This window comes from Streptomyces sp. SCUT-3 (genome assembly GCF_014083985.1).
In the GTDB taxonomy this organism is placed as follows: domain Bacteria; phylum Actinomycetota; class Actinomycetes; order Streptomycetales; family Streptomycetaceae; genus Streptomyces_H; species Streptomyces_H thermolineatus.
Map to the genome: position 1 here is coordinate 4884425 of NZ_CP046907.1, position 18549 is coordinate 4902973.

General features: G+C 72.2%; 18 protein-coding genes. 10 read left to right on the forward strand and 8 right to left on the reverse strand.

Annotated features, from left to right (window positions below; genetic code table 11):
• Positions 1-34: 34 nt before the first annotated feature.
• The 5 genes from pgl to tkt all read right to left on the reverse strand — a co-directional run bounded on the left by pgl (position 35) and on the right by tkt (position 6887).
• The gene (gene pgl, locus GQS52_RS21540; RefSeq protein ID WP_182314991.1) at positions 35-838 is read right to left on the reverse strand and encodes a 6-phosphogluconolactonase; all 804 of its coding nucleotides are present in this window, start codon (positions 836-838) and stop codon (positions 35-37) included.
• Complete coding sequence (gene opcA / locus GQS52_RS21545) at positions 835-2028, reverse strand: glucose-6-phosphate dehydrogenase assembly protein OpcA (RefSeq protein ID WP_182314992.1); 1194 nt, start codon at positions 2026-2028, stop codon at positions 835-837. Before opcA ends, pgl begins: the two co-directional genes overlap by 4 nt.
• Positions 2025-3548 (reverse strand): glucose-6-phosphate dehydrogenase, encoded by a 1524-nt coding sequence (zwf, locus tag GQS52_RS21550; protein WP_182314993.1) that lies wholly within the window; start codon positions 3546-3548, stop codon positions 2025-2027. Before zwf ends, opcA begins: the two co-directional genes overlap by 4 nt.
• An 88-nt stretch (positions 3549-3636) precedes the next feature.
• The gene (gene tal / locus GQS52_RS21555) at positions 3637-4755 is read right to left on the reverse strand and encodes a transaldolase (protein ID WP_182314994.1); all 1119 of its coding nucleotides are present in this window, start codon (positions 4753-4755) and stop codon (positions 3637-3639) included.
• 29 nt (positions 4756-4784) lie between these two features.
• Complete coding sequence (gene tkt / locus GQS52_RS21560; protein WP_182314995.1) at positions 4785-6887, reverse strand: transketolase; 2103 nt, start codon at positions 6885-6887, stop codon at positions 4785-4787.
• Positions 6888-7341: 454 nt separating this feature from the next.
• Between tkt and GQS52_RS21565 the strand changes: the two genes are divergently transcribed.
• Positions 7342-8283: a heme o synthase gene (locus GQS52_RS21565; protein ID WP_182314996.1), complete on the forward strand. Its 942-nt coding sequence runs from the start codon at positions 7342-7344 to the stop codon at positions 8281-8283.
• Positions 8284-8379: 96 nt separating this feature from the next.
• Complete coding sequence (locus tag GQS52_RS21570) at positions 8380-8727, forward strand: hypothetical protein (RefSeq protein WP_182316625.1); 348 nt, start codon at positions 8380-8382, stop codon at positions 8725-8727.
• 103 nt (positions 8728-8830) lie between these two features.
• Here the strand turns inward: GQS52_RS21570 and GQS52_RS21575 are convergent, their stop codons facing one another.
• From GQS52_RS21575 to GQS52_RS21585, 3 genes are all read right to left on the reverse strand, one after another.
• A complete protein-coding gene (locus GQS52_RS21575) occupies positions 8831-9823 on the reverse strand; it encodes a COX15/CtaA family protein (RefSeq protein ID WP_182314997.1) in 993 nt (330 codons plus the stop codon).
• A gap of 61 nt (positions 9824-9884) precedes the next feature.
• A complete protein-coding gene (locus GQS52_RS21580; RefSeq protein WP_182314998.1) occupies positions 9885-10655 on the reverse strand; it encodes an ABC transporter permease in 771 nt (256 codons plus the stop codon).
• Positions 10652-11578: an ABC transporter ATP-binding protein gene (locus tag GQS52_RS21585; protein ID WP_182314999.1), complete on the reverse strand. Its 927-nt coding sequence runs from the start codon at positions 11576-11578 to the stop codon at positions 10652-10654. The genes GQS52_RS21580 and GQS52_RS21585 overlap by 4 nt, the downstream gene beginning before the upstream one ends.
• 180 nt (positions 11579-11758) lie before the next feature.
• Here GQS52_RS21585 and GQS52_RS21590 point away from each other — a divergent pair, with 180 nt between their 5' ends.
• Genes GQS52_RS21590 through GQS52_RS21625 form a run of 8 tightly spaced genes read left to right on the forward strand, consistent with a single transcriptional unit; the run spans position 11759 to position 18407 of the window.
• Positions 11759-12481 carry a helix-turn-helix domain-containing protein gene (locus GQS52_RS21590; RefSeq protein WP_259370902.1) on the forward strand — a complete coding sequence of 241 codons (723 nt, stop codon included), beginning with the start codon at positions 11759-11761 and terminating at the stop codon, positions 12479-12481.
• Entirely contained in the window at positions 12478-13890 is a 1413-nt protein-coding gene (gene sufB, locus GQS52_RS21595) for a Fe-S cluster assembly protein SufB (RefSeq protein WP_182315001.1), read from the forward strand. The genes GQS52_RS21590 and sufB overlap by 4 nt, the downstream gene beginning before the upstream one ends.
• 60 nt (positions 13891-13950) lie before the next feature.
• Positions 13951-15174 carry a Fe-S cluster assembly protein SufD gene (gene sufD, locus GQS52_RS21600; protein ID WP_182315002.1) on the forward strand — a complete coding sequence of 408 codons (1224 nt, stop codon included), beginning with the start codon at positions 13951-13953 and terminating at the stop codon, positions 15172-15174.
• Positions 15171-15497, forward strand: coding sequence for a non-heme iron oxygenase ferredoxin subunit (locus GQS52_RS21605; RefSeq protein WP_182315003.1), 327 nt, complete (start codon positions 15171-15173; stop codon positions 15495-15497). Before sufD ends, GQS52_RS21605 begins: the two co-directional genes overlap by 4 nt.
• A 7-nt stretch (positions 15498-15504) precedes the next feature.
• Positions 15505-16269: a Fe-S cluster assembly ATPase SufC gene (gene sufC, locus GQS52_RS21610; protein WP_182315004.1), complete on the forward strand. Its 765-nt coding sequence runs from the start codon at positions 15505-15507 to the stop codon at positions 16267-16269.
• 5 nt (positions 16270-16274) lie between these two features.
• Positions 16275-17534: a cysteine desulfurase gene (locus GQS52_RS21615; RefSeq protein WP_182316626.1), complete on the forward strand. Its 1260-nt coding sequence runs from the start codon at positions 16275-16277 to the stop codon at positions 17532-17534.
• Between the two features lie 19 nt (positions 17535-17553).
• Positions 17554-18000: a Fe-S cluster assembly sulfur transfer protein SufU gene (gene sufU, locus GQS52_RS21620; protein ID WP_182315005.1), complete on the forward strand. Its 447-nt coding sequence runs from the start codon at positions 17554-17556 to the stop codon at positions 17998-18000.
• On the forward strand, positions 17997-18407 hold the full coding sequence (locus GQS52_RS21625; protein ID WP_182315006.1) for a metal-sulfur cluster assembly factor: 411 nt from the start codon (positions 17997-17999) through the stop codon (positions 18405-18407). The genes sufU and GQS52_RS21625 overlap by 4 nt, the downstream gene beginning before the upstream one ends.
• The last annotated feature ends 142 nt before the right edge of the window (positions 18408-18549 follow it).

Sequence of the window (18549 nt, forward strand, 5' to 3'; positions counted from 1 at the left end):
GCCGTCGCCGTTCCCGCACCGTCCCCGGGGGCGGTCAGACGAGCAGCGCGGGGCGCACGGAGTCCGGGAGGTGCGCGGCGGCCGGCCGGTCCAGCAGCCACAGGGTCCGCTCGCTCCCGCGGGCGCCCGCGGCCGGGGCCTGGAGCTCGCCCGCCCCCGACAGGGCCAGGCCCACCGCCCCCGCCTTGTCCTCGCCCGCGGCCAGCAGCCACACCTCGCGGGCGGCCCGGATCGCGGGCAGGGTCAGCGAGACGCGGGTCGGCGGCGGCTTGGGCGCCCCGTGCACCCCGACGACGTACCGCTCGGTCTCGCGCACCCCCGGGTGCTCCGGGAAGAGCGACGCCACGTGGGTGTCCGGGCCCACGCCCAGCAGCAGCACGTCGAACGCCGGCACCGGGCCGGCCGGGGCGCCCGCCCCGGCACCGGCCCGGGCGGCCTCGGCCAGCTCCGCTGCGTAGGACTCGGCCGCCGCCTCCGGGTCGTCGCCGAACCTCCCGCCGGAGGCCGGCATCGGGTGGACCCGGGCCGGGTCCACCCCGACCGCGTCCAGCAGGGCCCGCCGGGCCTGGACCTCGTTGCGCTCGGGGTCGCCCTCGGGCAGGAAGCGCTCGTCGCCCCACCACAGGTCCAGCCGGGACCAGTCGACGGCGTCCCGGGCCGGGGACTGCGCGACGGCGGCGAGCAGGGCGTTGCCGTTGCGCCCGCCGGTGAGCACCGCCGAGGCGGTGCCGCGGGCGGCCTGGGCGTCCACCAGGCGGGTGATCAGCCGGGCCGCGGCGGCCCGGGCCATCAGCTCCTTGTCGTGGTGGACGACGATCGAGGTGGCGGGGTCGGTCATTTGGTGCTCCGCTTCGGGTTGGCGGACCGGTCGGGCGCCTGCCTGCGCCCCGCGGCCTTCTTCGCGGACGTTCCCCGGGCGGTGCGGCTCCCGGCCGCCCCCGCGCCCCCGGCGCCCTCGGGGGCCTCCTCGGCCTCCTCCGGTCCCGGAGCCCGTGCGGGCTCCGGTGCCTGCGCGGCCTCCGGTGCCTGCGCGGCCTGCGCGGGCTCCGGTGTCTCCGCGGTCCCGACGCCGTCCCCGCCGTGCGGACGCTCCTCGGTCAGGCCCTTGGACAGGCGGTGCACGCCGAACTTCACCGCCGCCGCGTACGCCTCGTCCGGGTCGAGCCGGCGCAGTTCCTCGGCGATCAGCTCCGAGGTGCTGCGGCGGTGGAGCGCCACGTGCCGGTCCGGCTGGCCGGGCATGGCCAGCTTCGCCAGCGAGCCGTCCGCCCGGTCCAGGCAGATCTCGCCGTCCTCGGTGTGCAGGCGCACCGCGGTCAGACCGGGGCCCTCGGAGACCTTCCGCTCCACCGGCACGCCCAGGCGCTCGGCCAGCCACAGGGCCAGCAGTTCGTTGCTGGGGTTGTACGCCTCGCCCTCGACCGTCGCGCCCGTGATCCGCGAGTGCCGCTGGTCCAGGGCCGCGGCCAGCACGCTGCGCCACGGGGTGATCCGGGTCCAGGCCAGGTCGGTGTCGCCGGGGGAGTAGGAGTCGGCGCGCAGCCCGAGGTTCTCCACCGGGTCCTCGGTCGCCGCGGCGTCGGTGATGCGCCGGGCGGCGAGCTGGCCCAGCAGGTCCTGGGAGGGGTTGTCGGGGGCGTCCTCGGGCCACCAGACCACGACGGGCGCGTCGGGCAGGAGCAGCGGCAGCACCACCGAGTGGGCGTGGTGGGCCAGCTCGCCGTGCAGCCGCAGCAGCACGGTCTCGCCGGTACCAGTGTCGCCGCCGACGCGGACCTCGGCGTCGAGGCGGGCCATGGCCCGGTCGCGCGGCGAGCGCCCGTGCCGCTTGATGATGACCAGCGTGCGCGCGGGGTGCTCCTTGGACGCCTCGCTGGCCGCCTTGAGCGCGTCGTAGTGGTTGCCCTCGTCGGTGACGATGACCAGGGTGAGCACCATGCCGACGGCCGGGATGCCCGAGGCCCTGCGGGCCTTCACCAGCGCGGAGTTGATCCGTCCGGACGTGGTGTCCGTGAGGTCGATGTTCATGGCCGGCGCCAGCTCCTGCCGTCTCGTGCGAGCATCTCGTCCGCGGCCGCCGGGCCCCAGGTGCCCGCCGTGTAGGGCTCGGGGCTGCCGTGCCGCTCCCAGTGGTCCTCGATCGGGTCGAGGATCCTCCAGGACTCCTCGACCTCCTGGTGGCGGGGGAAGAGGTTGGCGTCACCGAGCAGCACGTCGAGGATGAGGCGCTCGTACGCCTCGGGGCTGGACTCGGTGAAGGACTCGCCGTAGGCGAAGTCCATGGACACGTCGCGCACCTCCATCGAGGTGCCGGGCACCTTGGAGCCGAAGCGGACGGTGACGCCCTCGTCCGGCTGCACCCGGATGACCAGCGCGTTCTGGCCCAGCTCCTGGGTGTCGGTGGTGTCGAAGGGGGAGTAGGGGGCCCGCTGGAAGACCACCGCGATCTCGGTGACCCGCCGCCCCAGCCGCTTGCCGGTGCGCAGGTAGAAGGGGACCCCCGCCCAGCGGCGGTTGTCGATCTCCAGCTTTATGGCGGCGTAGGTGTCGGTCCCCGAGTTCGGGTCGATGCCCTCCTCCTCCAGGTAGCCGCACACCTCCTCGCCGCCCTGCCAGCCGTGCGTGTACTGGCCGCGCACGGTGTGGGCCCCCAGGTCGGCGGGGATCTTGACCGAGCGCAGCACCTTCAGCTTCTCGGTGACCAGGGAGTCGGCGTCGAAGGCGACGGGCTCCTCCATGGCGGTGAGGGCGAGCAGCTGCAGCAGGTGGTTCTGGATGACGTCGCGGGCGGCGCCGATGCCGTCGTAGTAGCCGGCCCGGCCGCCGATGCCGATGTCCTCGGCCATGGTGATCTGCACGTGGTCGACGTAGGAGCGGTTCCACAGGGGCTCGAACATCGTGTTGGCGAAGCGCAGCGCCAGGATGTTCTGGACCGTCTCCTTGCCCAGGTAGTGGTCGATCCGGAAGACCTCGTTGGCCGGGAAGACCTCGTGGACGACCTGGTTGAGGTCCTGGGCGCTGGCCAGGTCGTGGCCGAACGGCTTCTCGATGACGGCGCGCCGCCAGGACCCGTCGCGCCCCTCGGAGAGTCCGTGCTTCTTCAGCTGCCGCACCACGGTGGGGAAGAACTTCGGGGGGACGGACAGGTAGAAGGCGAAGTTGCCGCCGGTGCCGCGCGCCTTGTCCAGCTCCTCGATGGTGGTGCGCAGGGTGTCGAACGCCTCGTCGTCGCCGAACTCGCCGGGGACGAAGCGGAACCCCTCGGCCAGCTGCTGCCACACCTCCTCCCGGAAGGGGGTGCGGGCGTGGTCCCGTACGGCGTCGTGGACGACCTGGGCGAAGTCCTCCTGCTCCCAGTCGCGGCGGGCGAACCCGACGAGCGAGAAGCCCGGCGGGAGCAGACCGCGATTGGCGAGGTCGTAGACGGCGGGCATCAGCTTTTTCCGTGACAAATCGCCCGTGACGCCGAAGATCACCAGGCCGGAGGGTCCCGCGATGCGCGGCAGCCTCCGGTCCTGGGCGTCACGCAGCGGGTTCGTGCTGCTCAAGGGTTCTTCCTCCACTGCGCGGATGATCCGGTGGGTGTCCGGTGCGCCGGCGGCCGCGGGGTGGCGGCCGCCGGCGCGTCGGTCGCGCTCAGGACTTCTCGGGGGCGAGGCGCTTCAGCTCCGCCTCGGTGGACTTCAGAAGGTCGTTCCAGGACGCCTCGAACTTCTCCACGCCCTCGACCTCGAGGAGCCGGACGACGTCGTCGTAGTCGACGCCGACGGCGGCCAGGGCGTCCAGGTCGGCCCTGGCCTGCTCGTAGGTGCCGCGCACGGTGTCCCCGGTGACCTCGCCGTGGTCGGCGGTGGCCTCCAGGGTGGCCTCCGGCATGGTGTTGACGGTGCCCGGGGCGACCAGATCGGTCACGTACAGGGTGTCCTTGTACGCCGGGTCCTTCACACCGGTGGAGGCCCACAGCGGGCGCTGCTTCTTCGCGCCGGCCTTCTCCAGGGCCGCCCAGCGGTCGGAGGAGAAGACCTCCTCGTAGACCTGGTAGGCCAGACGGGCGTTGGCCAGCGCGGCCCGGCCCTTGAGGGCCTTCGCCTCGTCCGAGCCGATCTTCTCCAGCCGCTTGTCGATCTCGGTGTCCACCCGGGAGACGAAGAACGAGGCGACCGACTCGATCTCCGACAGGTCCAGGCCCCGCTCCTTGGCCTTCTCCAGGCCGGACAGGTAGGCGTCCGTCACGGCGCGGTAGCGCTCGAGGGAGAAGATCAGTGTGACGTTGACACTGATGCCCAGGCCGATCACCTCGGTGATCGCCGGCAGCCCGGCCTCGGTGGCCGGAATCTTGATCAGCGTGTTCGGCCGGTCGACGAGCCAGGCCAGCTGCTTGGCCTCGGCCACGGTCGGCTCGGTGCTGTGCGCCAGCCGCGGGTCGACCTCGATGGAGACCCGGCCGTCGCGGCCGTCGGTGGCGTCGAAGACCGGGCGCAGGACGTCGGCCGCGTCGCGCACGTCGGCGGTGGTGATCATGCGCACCGCCTCCTCGACCGTCACGCCCCGCACGGCGAGGTCGCGCAGCTGCCGCTCGTAGCCGTCGCCGCCGGAAATGGCCTTCTGGAAGATCGACGGGTTGGTGGTCACGCCCACGACGTGGCTGTCGTCGATCAGCTCGGCGAGGTTGCCCGAGGTGATCCGCCTGCGGGACAGGTCGTCCAGCCAGATCGCCACACCCTCGTCGGACAGGCGCTTGAGTGCGTCAGTCATAGGTGTTGCATCTCCTCCTGGTAGTCGGGTCAGCGCGAGGCCGCGGCGATCGACTCGCGGGCGGCGGCCACGACCGCCTCCGTGGTCAGGCCGAACTTCTCGAAGAGCACCTTGTAGTCGGCGGAGGCACCGAAGTGCTCGAGGCTGACGATGCGGCCGGCGTCGCCCACGAAGCGGTGCCAGGTCAGGCCGATGCCGGCCTCCACGGCGACCCGGGCCTTCACGCTCGGCGGCAGCACGCTGTCGCGGTACGCCTGGTCCTGCTCGTCGAACCACTCCACGGACGGCATCGAGACCACGCGGGTGGGCACGCCCTCGGCCTGGAGGACCTGCCGGGCCTCCACCGCCGTCTGGACCTCGGAACCGGTGGCGACGATCACGACCTGCGGCTGCCCGCCATCGGCCTCGGCCAAAACATATCCGCCCCGGGCGGTGCCCTCGGCGGGGGCGAACTCGCCGGACTCGCGGTCCCACACCGGCAGGTTCTGCCGGGTCAGGGCCAGGCCGTGCGGGCCGGTGCCGGGGACCGAGTGGCGCTCGAGGATCGTGCGCCAGGCCACGGCGGTCTCGTTGGCGTCGCCCGGGCGGACGATGTTCAGGCCCGGGATGGCGCGCAGGCTCGCCAGGTGCTCGACCGGCTGGTGGGTCGGGCCGTCCTCGCCCAGGCCGATGGAGTCGTGGGTCCACACGTAGGTGACCGGCAGCTGCATCAGCGCGGCGAGCCGGACGGCGGGCCGCATGTAGTCGGAGAACACCAGGAAGGTGCCGCCGTACACGCGGGTGTTGCCGTGCAGCGCGATGCCGTTCATGGCCGCGCCCATGGCGTGCTCGCGGATGCCGAAGTGGACGGTGCGCCCGTACGGGTCCGCCTCCGGCAGCGGGTTGCCCTCCGGCAGGAAGGAGGAGCCCGCGTCGATGGTGGTGTTGTTGGAGCCCGCCAGGTCGGCGGAGCCGCCCCACAGCTCCGGGACCACCGCGCCGAGGCCCTTGAGGATCTCGCCGGACGCCTTGCGGGTGGCCACGTCCTTGCCGGCCGGGAAGACCGGGACGGCCTTCTCCCAGCCCTCGGGCAGGTTGCCGGCCTCGATGCGGTCGAACTCGGCGGCGCGCTCCGGATTGGCCGCGCGCCACTCCTCCGTCCGCTTGTTCCACTCCGCGCGCGCCTCGCGGCCGCGGGCGACGGCGGCCCGGGTGTGCGCCAGGACCTCCTCGGCCACCTCGAAGTGCTTCTCCGGGTCGAAGCCGAGGACCTTCTTGGTGGCGGCGACCTCCTCCTCGCCCAGCGCCGAGCCGTGCGAGGCCTCGGTGTTCTGGGCGTGGGGGGCCGGCCAGGCGATGATCGTGCGGGCCGCGATGATCGAGGGCCGCGAGGTCTCGGCCTGCGCCGCGCGGAAGGCGTCGTACAGGGCCTGCACGTCGAAGTCGCCGTTCGGGGCCTGCTCGATGCGCTGGACGTGCCACCCGTAGGCCTCGTACCGCAGGAGCACGTCCTCGCTCAGGGCGGTCTCGGTGTCGCCCTCGATCGAGATGTGGTTGTCGTCGTACAGCGCGATCAGGTTGCCGAGCTTCTGGTGCCCGGCCAGCGAGGACGCCTCCGCGGAGATGCCCTCCTCGATGTCGCCGTCGGAGACGATCGCCCAGATCGTGTGGTCGAACGGGGAGGTGCCCGGCGCGGCGTCGGGGTCGAACAGGCCGCGCTCGTAGCGGGCGGCCATCGCCATGCCCACGGCGTTGGCGATGCCCTGGCCCAGCGGGCCGGTGGTGGTCTCGACGCCGACGGTGTGGCCGTGCTCCGGGTGGCCGGGCGTGCGCGAGCCCCAGGTGCGGAAGGACTTGAGGTCGTCCAGTTCCAGTCCGTAGCCGGCCAGGAAGAGCTGGACGTACAGGGTCAGGCTGGTGTGGCCGGGGGAGAGGACGAAGCGGTCCCGGCCCGTCCAGCCGGGGTCCGACGGGTCGTGGCGCATCAGCTTCTGGAACAGCAGGTAGGCGGCCGGCGCCAGGCTCATGGCCGTACCCGGGTGGCCGTTTCCGACCTTCTGTACGGAATCCATGGCCAGGACCCGCGCGGTGTCGACTGCCCGCTTGTCCAGTTCGGTCCACTCGAGGGAGGTGGTGGTCGGCTCGGTGCTCACCCTGGTCAGGGCTCCTTCCCACATCTCGGACGCCGGTGACGGAGTGCCTACCGGGCGATGTCGAGCCTACCGGTGCAGAGGCGGGCGGCCTTGCGCGTCCACGGGCGCGGAGAGCGACGGAACCGTGACGGGGGGCCGCCGGGGGATCCGTGCGCCGGACGCCGTCCCCCGCGTCCGGCCGGGGCCGCGGAAGGGCACAACGTCCCGGTTCCCCTGTGCATTCCGCCACATGCCCCGCAGCCGCCCCGCCACACGCCCCGGGGCCGCCCCGGGGCCCGGCCCCGCGTTCCCGCCCCCGTCCGCGGTCCGGCGCGGCGGGCGGCGGGCACCGACACGGGTGACCCCGCGAGGGGCCGGTCATTCCCAAGGTCTAGAGTGGCGTGGTACGCGCAAGACCCGCCGGGGACCGCTGCCAGGCCCCGGTTCTTGCTGGACTTTCTCTACAGGGGTGCTCGTGACGGCCGTCGAATCGCGACCTGCAGGGGTCATCGGAACGGGCACCGCGCGCCGGCCGTTCGGGGCCCGTGCGAAGGGGTTCGTGGCGCTGACGAAGCCACGGATCATCGAACTGCTGCTCATCACCACCATTCCGGTGATGTTCCTCGCCGCGCAGGGGGTTCCCGACCTGTGGCTGGTCTTGGCCACGGTCGTCGGCGGCTACCTCTCCGCGGGCGGCGCCAATGCGCTGAACATGTACATCGACCGCGACATCGACGCGCTGATGCACCGCACCGAGCAGCGTCCGCTGGTCACCGGACTGATCACCCCGCGCGAGTGCCTGGCCTTCGGCATCGGCCTGGGCGTGGTCTCCACCGCGTGGTTCGCGCTCCTGGTCAACCCGCTGTCCGCGGCGCTGTCCCTGGGCGCCTTCCTGTTCTACGTGGTCGTCTACACGATGATCCTCAAGCGGCGCACCGCCCAGAACATCGTCTGGGGCGGCATCGCCGGCTGCCTGCCGGTCTTCATCGGCTGGTCCGCGGTGACGAACTCCCTGTCCTGGGCCGCGGTGATCCTCTTCCTGGTCGTCTTCTTCTGGACCCCGCCGCACTACTGGCCGCTGTCGATGAAGGTCAAGGACGACTACGCCCGCGTCGGCGTGCCGATGCTCCCGGTGGTCGCCTCCAACACCGTCGTCGCCCGGCAGATCGTGATCTACAGCTGGATCATGGTCGGCGTCTCGCTGCTGCTGTGGCCGCTGGGCTACACCGGCTGGTTCTACCCGGCCGTGGCGATCGGCGCCGGCGCCGTCTGGCTCAAGGAGGCCCACGGCCTCCAGCGCCGCGCGAAGGCGGGCGTGACGGGCGCCAAGCTGAAGGAGATGAAGCTCTTCCACTGGTCGATCACCTACGTCTCGCTGCTCTTCCTGGCCGTGGCGATCGACCCCTTCCTGCGGTAGGCGGGACCGGACCCGCGACGACGGGCGGTCCGCGTGGGCAACACCACGCGGACCGCCCGTCGCCTGTTCGAGTACCCGCCGGTAGCATCGGTGGCCATGGAGACCAAGCAGGCTGAGGAGACCGGCCGGGACGCCCGCGCCGAGAAGAAGGCCAAGCGCCTCGCCCACCAGATCGACGCCTTCGCCAAGGGGCACGGCGGTGGCGCGGAGGGCCAGCTGGCGCACATCGGCCGGGGCGTCACACGCGTCGCCCTGGTCGGCAGCAACGGCGAGTGGGGCAACCTGGTGGCCCCCTCGTACGAGATCGCGCAGCGCGCCGTGGAGATCGCCGGCATCACCGTGCACGAGGATTTCGGCGGGGAGATGGCGGCCAGGGTGCGCACCGGCCGCTACGAGTGGTCGCGCATGGCCGGCATCCAGGTGGGCGGCCCGTCCAACGACTGACCCGGACGGGGCCCGGACGGGGCCGGACGGGAAGAGGACGAAGGCCCCGGCGGCCGGCTGCGGATCCGCAGCCGGCCGCCGGGGCCTTCGAGTGTTCCCGGGCTCAGACGCCCGCCGGCACCGGGGCCTGCTGCTCCGGCGCCTCCGGCTCCCCGGACGCCTCCCCGGCCGCCGGGAGCTCCGGGTGCTCCCGCAGGGACAGCGCCACCCGCAGCACGGCGATCCACACCAGGCACGAGCCGAGCATGTGGGCGCCGACGACCAGCTCGGGCAGCCCGGTGAAGTACTGCACGTAGCCGATCGCGCCCTGGGCCACCAGGACGACCAGCAGGTCCCTGGTGCGGGCCCGGGGGGCCGCCGGGGCGCCGACCGCGCGCAGGACGAACCACAGCGCCACCGACAGGCCCAGCACGAGGAAGACGAAGTCGACGTGCAGCTGGGTGATCTTCTCCCAGTCGATCGGGATGCGGTGCACCCTGTTCGCGTCGCCCGCGTGCGGGCCCGCGCCGGTCACCACGGTGCCCAGCACGGTCAGCACGCCGGTCGCCCCCACCAGCAGCCACGCCAGCTGCCGCACCGGCCGCGGGGCCAGGCCGCGGGCCGGGCCGTCGCCCTCGCGGGAGCGGTGCCACATCACCGTCGCCACCGTCAGCAGCGCGGTCGACAGCAGGAAGTGGGCGCTGACGATGTAGGGGTTCAGCCCGGTCAGCACGGTGATCCCGCCGACGATCCCGTTGGCCGCGATGAGCCAGAACTGGTACCAGCCCAGCCGGGTCAGGCTGTGCCGCCAGGGGGCGCGGGAGCGCGCGGCGACGATCGCCAGGCCCACGAACGCGCACAGCACGTAGGTCAGCAGGCGGTTGCCGAACTCGATGACGCCGTGCACGCCCATCTCGGCGGTCGGGGCCAGGCTGTCGGCGGTGCACCTGGGCCAGGTCGGGCAGCCCAGGCCGGATTCGGTCAGCCGCACGGCGCCGCCGGTGACGACGATGAGCACGGCCATCACCACCGTGGCCAGTGCGGCACCCCGCACGAACCTCGCGGAGGGCTGCCAGCGGCGGGCGATCAGTTCGAGGGGATTGAGCGTGTTCGGCACACGACCATCGTAAGCGGGTGCTTGTGCATCCGTTCACGAGGGGTCGGGCGCCGGCCCCCGCCTACTCCCACTTGAAGAAGCGGGCCGCGGCCCCCAGGCCCAGCACCGCCCACACCGCCAGGATCCCCAGCTGCTGCCACGGCACCCCCGCGCCGTCCTGCAGCACGTCCCGCAGCCCCTCGGAGAGGGCCGAGATCGGCAGCAGCCCCAGCACGGCGGCCGCCCCGTCGGGGAAGCGGTCCAGCGGCACGACCACCCCGCCGCCGATCAGCAGCAGCAGGAAGACCAGGTTGGCGGCGGCCAGCGTCGCCTCCGCCCGGAGGGTTCCGGCCATCAGCAGGCCCAGTCCGGAGAAGGCCGCGGTGCCCAGCAGCAGCAGGGCCGCCACGGTGAGCGGGCTGCCCTGCGGGGACCAGCCCAGCGCGAGGGCGATCACCGTCAGCAGCGTCACCTGCAGGGCCTCGGTGAGCAGCACCGCCCCGGTCTTGGCGGTCATCAGGGCCCAGCGCGGCAGGGGGGAGGCGCCCAGCCGCTTCAGCACGCCGTAGCGGCGCTCGAAACCGGTGGCGATGGCCTGCCCGGTGAAGGCCGTGGACATCACCGCCAGGGCCAGGACGCCCGGGGCGAGGAAGTCCACCCGGGACCCGGTCCCGGTGTCCACCACCGGGACCGAGGAGAACAGCACCAGCAGCAGCGCGGGGATGACCACCGTCAGCAGCAGCTGCTCGCCGTTGCGCAGCAGGATCCTGGTCTCGAAGGCGGTCTGCGCCGCGATCATCCGGCCGATCGGGGCCGCGCCCGGCCGGGGGGTGAAAGTGCCCGTGGCGGTCATGCGCGCAGCTCCTTGCCGGTCAGGTCCAGGAAGACGTCCTCCAGGGTGCGCCGCTCCACCGCGATGCGCTCGGGCATCACGCTGTGCTGGGCGCACCAGGAGGTGACGGTGGCCAGCATCTGCGGGTTCACCTCCCCCTCCACGCGGTAGTTGCCGGGGCCGGTCTCGCTCGCGGCCGAGCCGGGGGGCAGGGCCTTGAGCAGCGAGTCCAGGTCCAGGCCCGGCCGGCCGGAGAACCGCAGGGTGTCCTCGGCGCCGCCGCGGCACAGCTCCTCGGGGCTGCCGTGGGCGATGACCCGGCCGCCGTCGATGATGGCCACGTCGTCGGCCAGCTCCTCGGCCTCCTGCATGGAGTGCGTGGTCAGCACCACGGTGACGCCGTCGGCGCGCAGCTCGCGCACCAGCTCCCAGGTGGCGTGCCGGGCCTGCGGGTCCAGTCCGGCGGTGGGCTCGTCGAGGAAGACCAGCTCGGGGCGGCCGACGACCGCCATGGCCAGGGAGAGCCGCTGCTGCTGGCCGCCGGACAGCCGCCGGTAGGGGGTGCGGCCGCACGAGCCCAGGCCCAGCCGCTCGACCAGCAACGCGGGGTCGACGGGGTGGGCGTGCAGCTTCGCGGTGTGCCGCAGCATCTCCTCGGCGCGCGCGCTCGAGTAAATGCCGCCGGACTGGAGCATCACGCCGATCCGGGGCCGCAGCCGCCCGGCGTCGGCGACCGGGTCCAGGCCCAGGACGCGCACGGTGCCGGCGTCGGGGCGCCGGTAGCCCTCGCAGGTCTCGATCGTGGTGGTCTTGCCCGCGCCGTTGGGGCCGAGCACGGCGGTGAGGGTGCCGCGGGCGACCTGCAGGTCGAGCCCGTCGACGGCGGTTTTCGCGCCGTACCGTTTGACCAGGCCGACGACCTCGACCGCGGGTGAGTTCTGCATGTCCCGGAGTCTACGAAGCCCGGCGGGCCTCGCGGGCGAGCGGGGCCGACGGAAGGCGCGCGCCACGTGCCCGCCGGCAAACCCCCCGGTCAAGGTTAGGTCTGCCTTAGTGACGGAATCCACCGGGGGTGAGGCGGACCTCGCTTGTCCGTCCCCGGTGAATTACGCAACAATGGTGTTGTGAAAAACGCCGACGAGGTTCTCGAGGAAGGGCGAGGCACCCGCAACCGGGTGGCCCGCTCGATTCTCGACCACGGCCCGTCGACGGCGGCGGACCTGGCCGAACGGCTCGACCTGACGGCCGCCGCGGTCCGCCGGCACCTCGACGCGCTGGTGGCCGAGGGGATCGTCGAACCCCGCGAGAAGCGGGTCTACGGCAACCGCGGCCGGGGCCGCCCGGCGAAGGTGTTCGCGCTGACCGACTGCGGGCGCGACGCCTTCTACCAGGCCTACGACCAGCTCGCCGCCGACGCCCTGCGCTGGATCGCGCAGTCCGCCGGCGGGGGCGGCACGGGGCAGGCGGCGGTCGCCGCCTTCGCCCGCGCCCGGGTCGCCGCCCAGGCGGAGCGCTACCGCCCCGCCGTGGAGGCGGCAGCCCCGCAGGACCGGGCCAGAGCTCTCGCCGAGGCGCTGACCGCGGACGGGTACGCTGCCACGGCGCGCAGCGCTCCCGGTTCCCAGGGCCAGCAGCTCTGCCAGCACCACTGCCCGGTGGCGCACGCCGCCGAGCAGTTCCCGCAGCTGTGCGAGGCGGAGACCGAGGTCTTCTCCAGCCTGCTGGGGACCCACGTCCAGCGTCTGGCCACGATCGCCCACGGCGACGGGGTGTGCACGACGTTCGTTCCGCAGTCGATCGACCGCGATCCATCATCTGCAAGTACGGCCGGGAGGAACCCCGCATGACCACGACCGCTCACCCGGAGCTCGAGGGTCTGGGCAAGTACGAGTACGGCTGGGCCGACCCCGACGTCGCGGGTGCCAGCGCCCAGCGCGGTCTGTCCGAGGCCGTCGTCCGTGACATCTCGTCGAAGAAGTCCGAGCCGGAGTGGATGCTGAAGACGCGGTTGAAGGGCCTGCGGCTGTTCGACAAGAAGCCCATGCCGACCTGGGGCTCGGACCTGTCGGGCATCGACTTCGACAACATCAAGTACTTCGTGCGGTCCACCGAGAAGCAGGCCGAGTCCTGGGAGGACCTGCCCGAGGACATCAAGAACACCTACGACAAGCTGGGCATCCCGGAGGCGGAGAAGCAGCGCCTGGTCGCCGGTGTCGCCGCCCAGTACGAGTCGGAGGTCGTCTACCACCAGATCCGCGAGGACCTGGAGGAGCAGGGCGTGCTGTTCCTGGACACCGACACCGCGCTCAAGGAGCACCCGGAGCTCTTCCAGGAGTACTTCGGCACGGTCATCCCGGCCGGCGACAACAAGTTCGCCGCGCTGAACACCGCCGTGTGGTCCGGCGGCTCCTTCATCTACGTGCCGCCGGGCGTGCACGTGGACATCCCGCTCCAGGCCTACTTCCGGATCAACACCGAGAACATGGGCCAGTTCGAGCGGACCCTGATCATCGTCGACGAGGGCGCCTACGTGCACTACGTCGAGGGCTGCACCGCGCCGATCTACTCCTCCGACTCGCTGCACTCGGCGGTCGTGGAGATCATCGTCAAGAAGAACGCGCGCTGCCGCTACACGACCATCCAGAACTGGTCGAACAACGTCTACAACCTGGTGACCAAGCGCGCCGTGGCCTACGAGGGCGCCACCATGGAGTGGGTCGACGGCAACATCGGCTCCAAGGTGACCATGAAGTACCCGGCCATCTACCTGATGGGCGAGCACGCCACCGGCGAGACCCTGTCCATCGCCTTCTCCGGCGAGGGCCAGCACCAGGACGCCGGCGCCAAGATGGTCCACATGGCGCCGAACACCAAGTCCAACATCGTCTCCAAGTCGGTGGCGCGCGGCGGCGGCCGCACCTCCTACCGCGGGCTGCTGGAGATCGCCGAGGGCGCCCACGGCTCCAAGTCCAACGTGCTGTGCGACGCGCTGCTGGTGGACACGATCTCCCGCTCGGACACCTACCCCTACATCGACGTCCGCGAGGACGACGTGTCCATGGGCCACGAGGCGACGGTCTCCAAGGTCAGCGAGGACCAGCTCTTCTACCTGATGTCCCGCGGCCTGAGCGAGGACGAGGCCATGGCCATGATCGTGCGCGGCTTCGTCGAGCCGATCGCCCGCGAGCTCCCCATGGAGTACGCCCTGGAGCTCAACCGGCTGATCGAGCTCCAGATGGAGGGGGCCGTCGGCTGACGCCGCACCCCGCCCGACGAACCCGTACCGCTGAACCAGGAAGCGAGCACTACGACAGCCATGGCTGCTGACGTCAACACCCCGGCGGGCTCCACCACCGCCGGCTCGGTCCAGGTGGGCACCGCAGGAGCGGGCGCCCCCCTGGCCGGCCCCGGTACCGGCCGCACCCAGCCGATCGACGCGCGGGTCAGCGCGATCGCGTCCTACGACGTGGCCGACTTCCCCGTGCCGCACGGCCGCGAGGAGGAGTGGCGCTTCACCCCGCTGGAGCGCCTGCGCGGCCTGCACGACGGCACCGCCGCCGCGACCGGCGGCGTCAAGGTCGCGGTGGAGGCCCCCGAGGGTGTCACCGTCGAGACCGTGGACCGCGACGACCCGCGCCTGGGCCGCTCCGGCAAGCCCGTCGACCGGGTCGCCGCCCAGGCGTACTCCTCCTTCGAGAAGGCCACCGTCGTCTCGGTCGCCAAGGACACGGTGCTGACCGGGCCGGTCCGCGTCGCCGTCCACGGCGAGGGCGGCACGGCCTTCGCCCACCTGCTGGTCGAGGTCGGCGCCTTCGCCGAGGCCGTCGTCGTCCTGGACCACACCGGCGGCGCCGTCCTGGCCGCCAACGTCGAGTACGTCCTCGGCGACGGCGCGAAGCTGACCGTGGTCTCCGTGCAGGACTGGGACGACACCGCCGTCCACGCCGCCCAGCACAACGCCCTGGTCGGCCGCGACGCGAAGTTCAAGTCCGTGGTCGTCACCTTCGGCGGCGACCTGGTCCGCCTGCAGCCGCGCGTGCGCTACGCGGCCCCCGGCGGCGAGGCCGAGCTGTACGGCCTGTACTTCACCGACGACGGCCAGCACCACGAGCACCGCCTCACCGTCGACCACGACACCCCGCACTGCCGCAGCAACGTCGCCTACAAGGGCGCGCTGCAGGGCGAGGGCGCCCACGCGGTGTGGATCGGCGACGTCCTCATCCGCGCCGCCGCCGAGGGCACCGACACCTACGAGCTCAACCGCAACCTCGTCCTGTCCGACGGGGCGCGGGTCGACTCGGTCCCCAACCTGGAGATCGAGACCGGCGAGATCGTCGGCGCCGGCCACGCCAGCGCCACCGGCCGCTTCGACGACGAGCAGCTGTTCTACCTGATGTCCCGCGGCGTCCCCGCCGAGGAGGCCCGCCGCCTGGTCGTGCGCGGCTTCTTCGCCGAACTGCTCCAGCAGATCGGGATCCCCGAGGTCGAGGAGCGCCTGCTCGCCAAGGTCGACGCGGAACTGGAGGCGTCCGTCGCATGAGTGAATCCGGCTTCGTCCGCGCCTGCTCCCTGAGCGAGCTCGAGGACGACACCCCCAAGCGGGTCGAGATCGGGTCCGTCCCGGTCTCCCTCGTGCGCACGCAGGGCGAGGTGTTCGCGATCAACGACATCTGCTCGCACGCGAACGTCTCCCTCTCTGAGGGCGAGGTGGAGGACTGCGCCATCGAGTGCTGGCTGCACGGCTCCCGCTTCGACCTGCGCACCGGCAAGCCGTCCGGCCCGCCGGCCGTGCGCCCCGTCCCCGTCTACCCCGTCAAGATCGAAGGGGACGAGGTCCTCGTCTCCGTCACCCAGGAGTCCTGAGCACCCCATGGCAACGCTTGAGATCCACGACCTGCACGTCTCCGTCGAGGCCGAGAACGGCCCCCGGGAGATCCTGCGAGGCGTCGACCTGACCGTGAAGCAGGGCGAGACCCACGCCATCATGGGGCCCAACGGCTCCGGCAAGTCCACCCTGGCCTACTCGCTGGCCGGCCACCCCAAGTACACGGTCACCGGCGGCACCGTCACCCTCGACGGCGAGGACGTCCTGGCGATGTCCGTCGACGAGCGGGCCCGCGCCGGCCTCTTCCTGGCCATGCAGTACCCGGTCGAGGTCCCCGGCGTCTCGGTCTCCAACTTCCTGCGCACCTCCGCCACCGCCGTGCGCGGCGAGGCCCCGAAGCTGCGCACCTGGGTCAAGGAGGTCAAGGAGGCCATGGCGCGCCTCCAGATGGACCCGGCCTTCGCCGAGCGCAACGTCAACGAGGGCTTCTCCGGCGGTGAGAAGAAGCGGCACGAGATCCTCCAGCTGGAGCTCCTCAAGCCGAAGATCGCCGTCCTTGACGAGACCGACTCCGGCCTGGACGTCGACGCCCTGCGCGTCGTCTCCGAGGGCGTCAACCGGGTCCGGGAGACCGGGGAGGTCGGCACCCTGCTGATCACCCACTACACGCGCATCCTGCGCTACATCAAGCCCGACCACGTGCACGTGTTCGCGGCCGGCCGCATCGCCGAGTCCGGCGGCCCGGAGCTGGCCGACAAGCTCGAGGCCGAGGGCTACGAGTCGTACGTGAAGGGTGGCGCTTCCGCGTGACACAGCTGCCGGGCCTCCTCCCGGGCCTCCTCGACACCGAGGCGATCCGCAAGGACTTCCCCGTCCTGGACCGCCAGGTCCACGAAGGACACAAGCTCGTCTACCTGGACAACGCGGCGACCTCCCAGAAGCCCCGCCAGGTGCTCGACGCACTGAACGAGTACTACGAGCGCCACAACGCCAACGTCCACCGCGGTGTCCACGTGCTCGCGGAGGAGGCCACGGCGCTGTACGAGGGCGCGCGCGACAAGGTCGCCGCGTTCGTCAACGCCCCCAGCCGCGACGAGGTGATCTTCACGAAGAACGCCTCCGAGTCGCTGAACCTCGTGGCCAACATGCTCGGCTGGGCGGACGAGCCGTACCGGGTCGACCGGGACACCGAGATCGTCATCACCGAGATGGAGCACCACTCCAACATCGTTCCGTGGCAGCTGCTGGCGCAGCGCACCGGCGCGCAGCTGAAGTGGTTCGGCCTGACCGACGAGGGCAGGCTCGACCTGTCCGAGATCGACCGCGTCATCACCGAGCGGACCAAGGTCGTCTCCTTCACCCTGGTCTCCAACATCATGGGCACCGTCAACCCGGTCGAGCAGATCGTGCGGCGGGCCCAGGAGGTCGGCGCCCTGGTGGTGGTCGACGCCTCCCAGGCCGCCCCGCACATGGTGCTGGACGTCCAGGCGCTGCAGGCCGACTTCGTGGCCTTCACCGGCCACAAGATGTGCGGGCCGACCGGCATCGGCGTGCTGTGGGGCCGCCAGGAGCTGCTGGAGGACCTGCCGCCCTTCCTCGGCGGCGGCGAGATGATCGAGACCGTCTCGATGAGCTCCTCCACCTACGCCCCGGCGCCGCACAAGTTCGAGGCCGGCACCCCGCCGATCGCCCAGGCGGTCGGGCTGGGCGCGGCCGTGGACTACCTGACGTCGATCGGCATGGAGCGCATCGCCCGCCACGAGCACGCGATCACCGAGTACGCGGTGCGGCGCCTGAAGGAGGTGCCCGACCTGCGGATCATCGGACCGGCCACGGCCGAGGACCGCGGCGCGGCGATCTCCTTCACCCTCGGCGACATCCACCCGCACGACGTGGGCCAGGTCCTCGACGAGCAGGGCATCGCCGTGCGCGTCGGGCACCACTGCGCCCGGCCGGTCTGCCTGCGCTACGGCATCCCGGCCACCACGCGGGCGTCGTTCTACCTGTACTCCACGCCCGCCGAGGTCGACGCGCTCGTCGACGGCCTCGAGCACGTGCGGAATTTCTTCGGGTGACGGGGGCGCTGAGGCAACCGTGAAGCTGGACTCGATGTACCAGGACATCATCCTGGACCACTACAAGAACCCCCACGGCAAGGGCCTGCGCGACGGCGACGCCGAGGTGCACCACGTCAACCCCACGTGCGGTGACGAGATCACCCTGCGGGTGCGGCTGGACGGCGGGAAGGTCGCCGACGTCAGCTACGAGGGCCAGGGCTGCTCGATCAGCCAGGCCAGCGCCTCGGTACTCAACGAGCTGCTGGTCGGCCGCGAGCTGGACGACGCCGTGCGGATCCAGGAGGCGTTCCTGGAGCTCATGCAGTCCAAGGGGCAGGCCGAGCCCGACGAGGACGTGCTGGAGGACGCCGTGGCGTTCGCCGGCGTCTCGAAGTACCCGGCCCGGGTCAAGTGCGCCCTGCTGAGCTGGATGGCGTGGAAGGACGCGACCGCGAAGGCCCTGTCCGAGAAGGAGACGGCATGACGACCGAGAACACCACGCAGGAGCAGGTCCGCGAGCCGGAGGCGGCAGGCGCGGCCGAGGCGGCGGAGCCCGCCGCGGCGGCGGCCACCGGCACCTCCGTCGCCACCGAGGAGGAGCTCCGCGAGGCCCTCTACGACGTCGTCGACCCCGAGCTGGGCATCGACGTGGTCAACCTCGGCCTGGTCTACGGGGTACACATCGACGACTCCAACGTCGCCACCGTCGACATGACGCTGACCTCGGCGGCCTGCCCGCTGACCGACGTCATCGAGGACCAGGCCCGCTCCGCCACCGACGGCATCGTCGCCGACCTGCGGATCAACTGGGTCTGGATGCCGCCGTGGGGCCCGGACAAGATCACCGACGAGGGCCGCGAACAGCTCCGCGCCCTCGGCTTCAACGTCTGAGCCCCGGCTCCGGCGCTTCTCCGGGCCGCCGCGAGCCCCGGAACCCCGCTCCACCAGGACGCCCCGTGCACCCGCCGTGCACGGGGCGTCCTGCCGCACGGGCCCCGCTGTCCCCGCAGGTCTGTCCGGCGCGGCCGCCCGG

Excerpts from the sequence above, each read along its gene's own strand:
- pgl (WP_182314991.1), bottom strand. The coding sequence starts at position 838 with ATGACCGACCCCGCCACCTCGATCGTCGTCCACCACGACAAGGAGCTG.
- opcA (WP_182314992.1), bottom strand. The coding sequence starts at position 2,028 with ATGAACATCGACCTCACGGACACCACGTCCGGACGGATCAACTCCGCG.
- tal (WP_182314994.1), bottom strand. The coding sequence starts at position 4,755 with ATGACTGACGCACTCAAGCGCCTGTCCGACGAGGGTGTGGCGATCTGG.
- GQS52_RS21570 (WP_182316625.1), top strand. The coding sequence starts at position 8,380 with ATGGAGACCAAGCAGGCTGAGGAGACCGGCCGGGACGCCCGCGCCGAG.
- GQS52_RS21580 (WP_182314998.1), bottom strand. The coding sequence starts at position 10,655 with ATGACCGCCACGGGCACTTTCACCCCCCGGCCGGGCGCGGCCCCGATC.
- GQS52_RS21585 (WP_182314999.1), bottom strand. The coding sequence starts at position 11,578 with ATGCAGAACTCACCCGCGGTCGAGGTCGTCGGCCTGGTCAAACGGTAC.
- sufB (WP_182315001.1), top strand. The coding sequence starts at position 12,478 with ATGACCACGACCGCTCACCCGGAGCTCGAGGGTCTGGGCAAGTACGAG.
- sufD (WP_182315002.1), top strand. The coding sequence starts at position 13,951 with ATGGCTGCTGACGTCAACACCCCGGCGGGCTCCACCACCGCCGGCTCG.
- GQS52_RS21605 (WP_182315003.1), top strand. The coding sequence starts at position 15,171 with ATGAGTGAATCCGGCTTCGTCCGCGCCTGCTCCCTGAGCGAGCTCGAG.
- sufC (WP_182315004.1), top strand. The coding sequence starts at position 15,505 with ATGGCAACGCTTGAGATCCACGACCTGCACGTCTCCGTCGAGGCCGAG.
- GQS52_RS21625 (WP_182315006.1), top strand. The coding sequence starts at position 17,997 with ATGACGACCGAGAACACCACGCAGGAGCAGGTCCGCGAGCCGGAGGCG.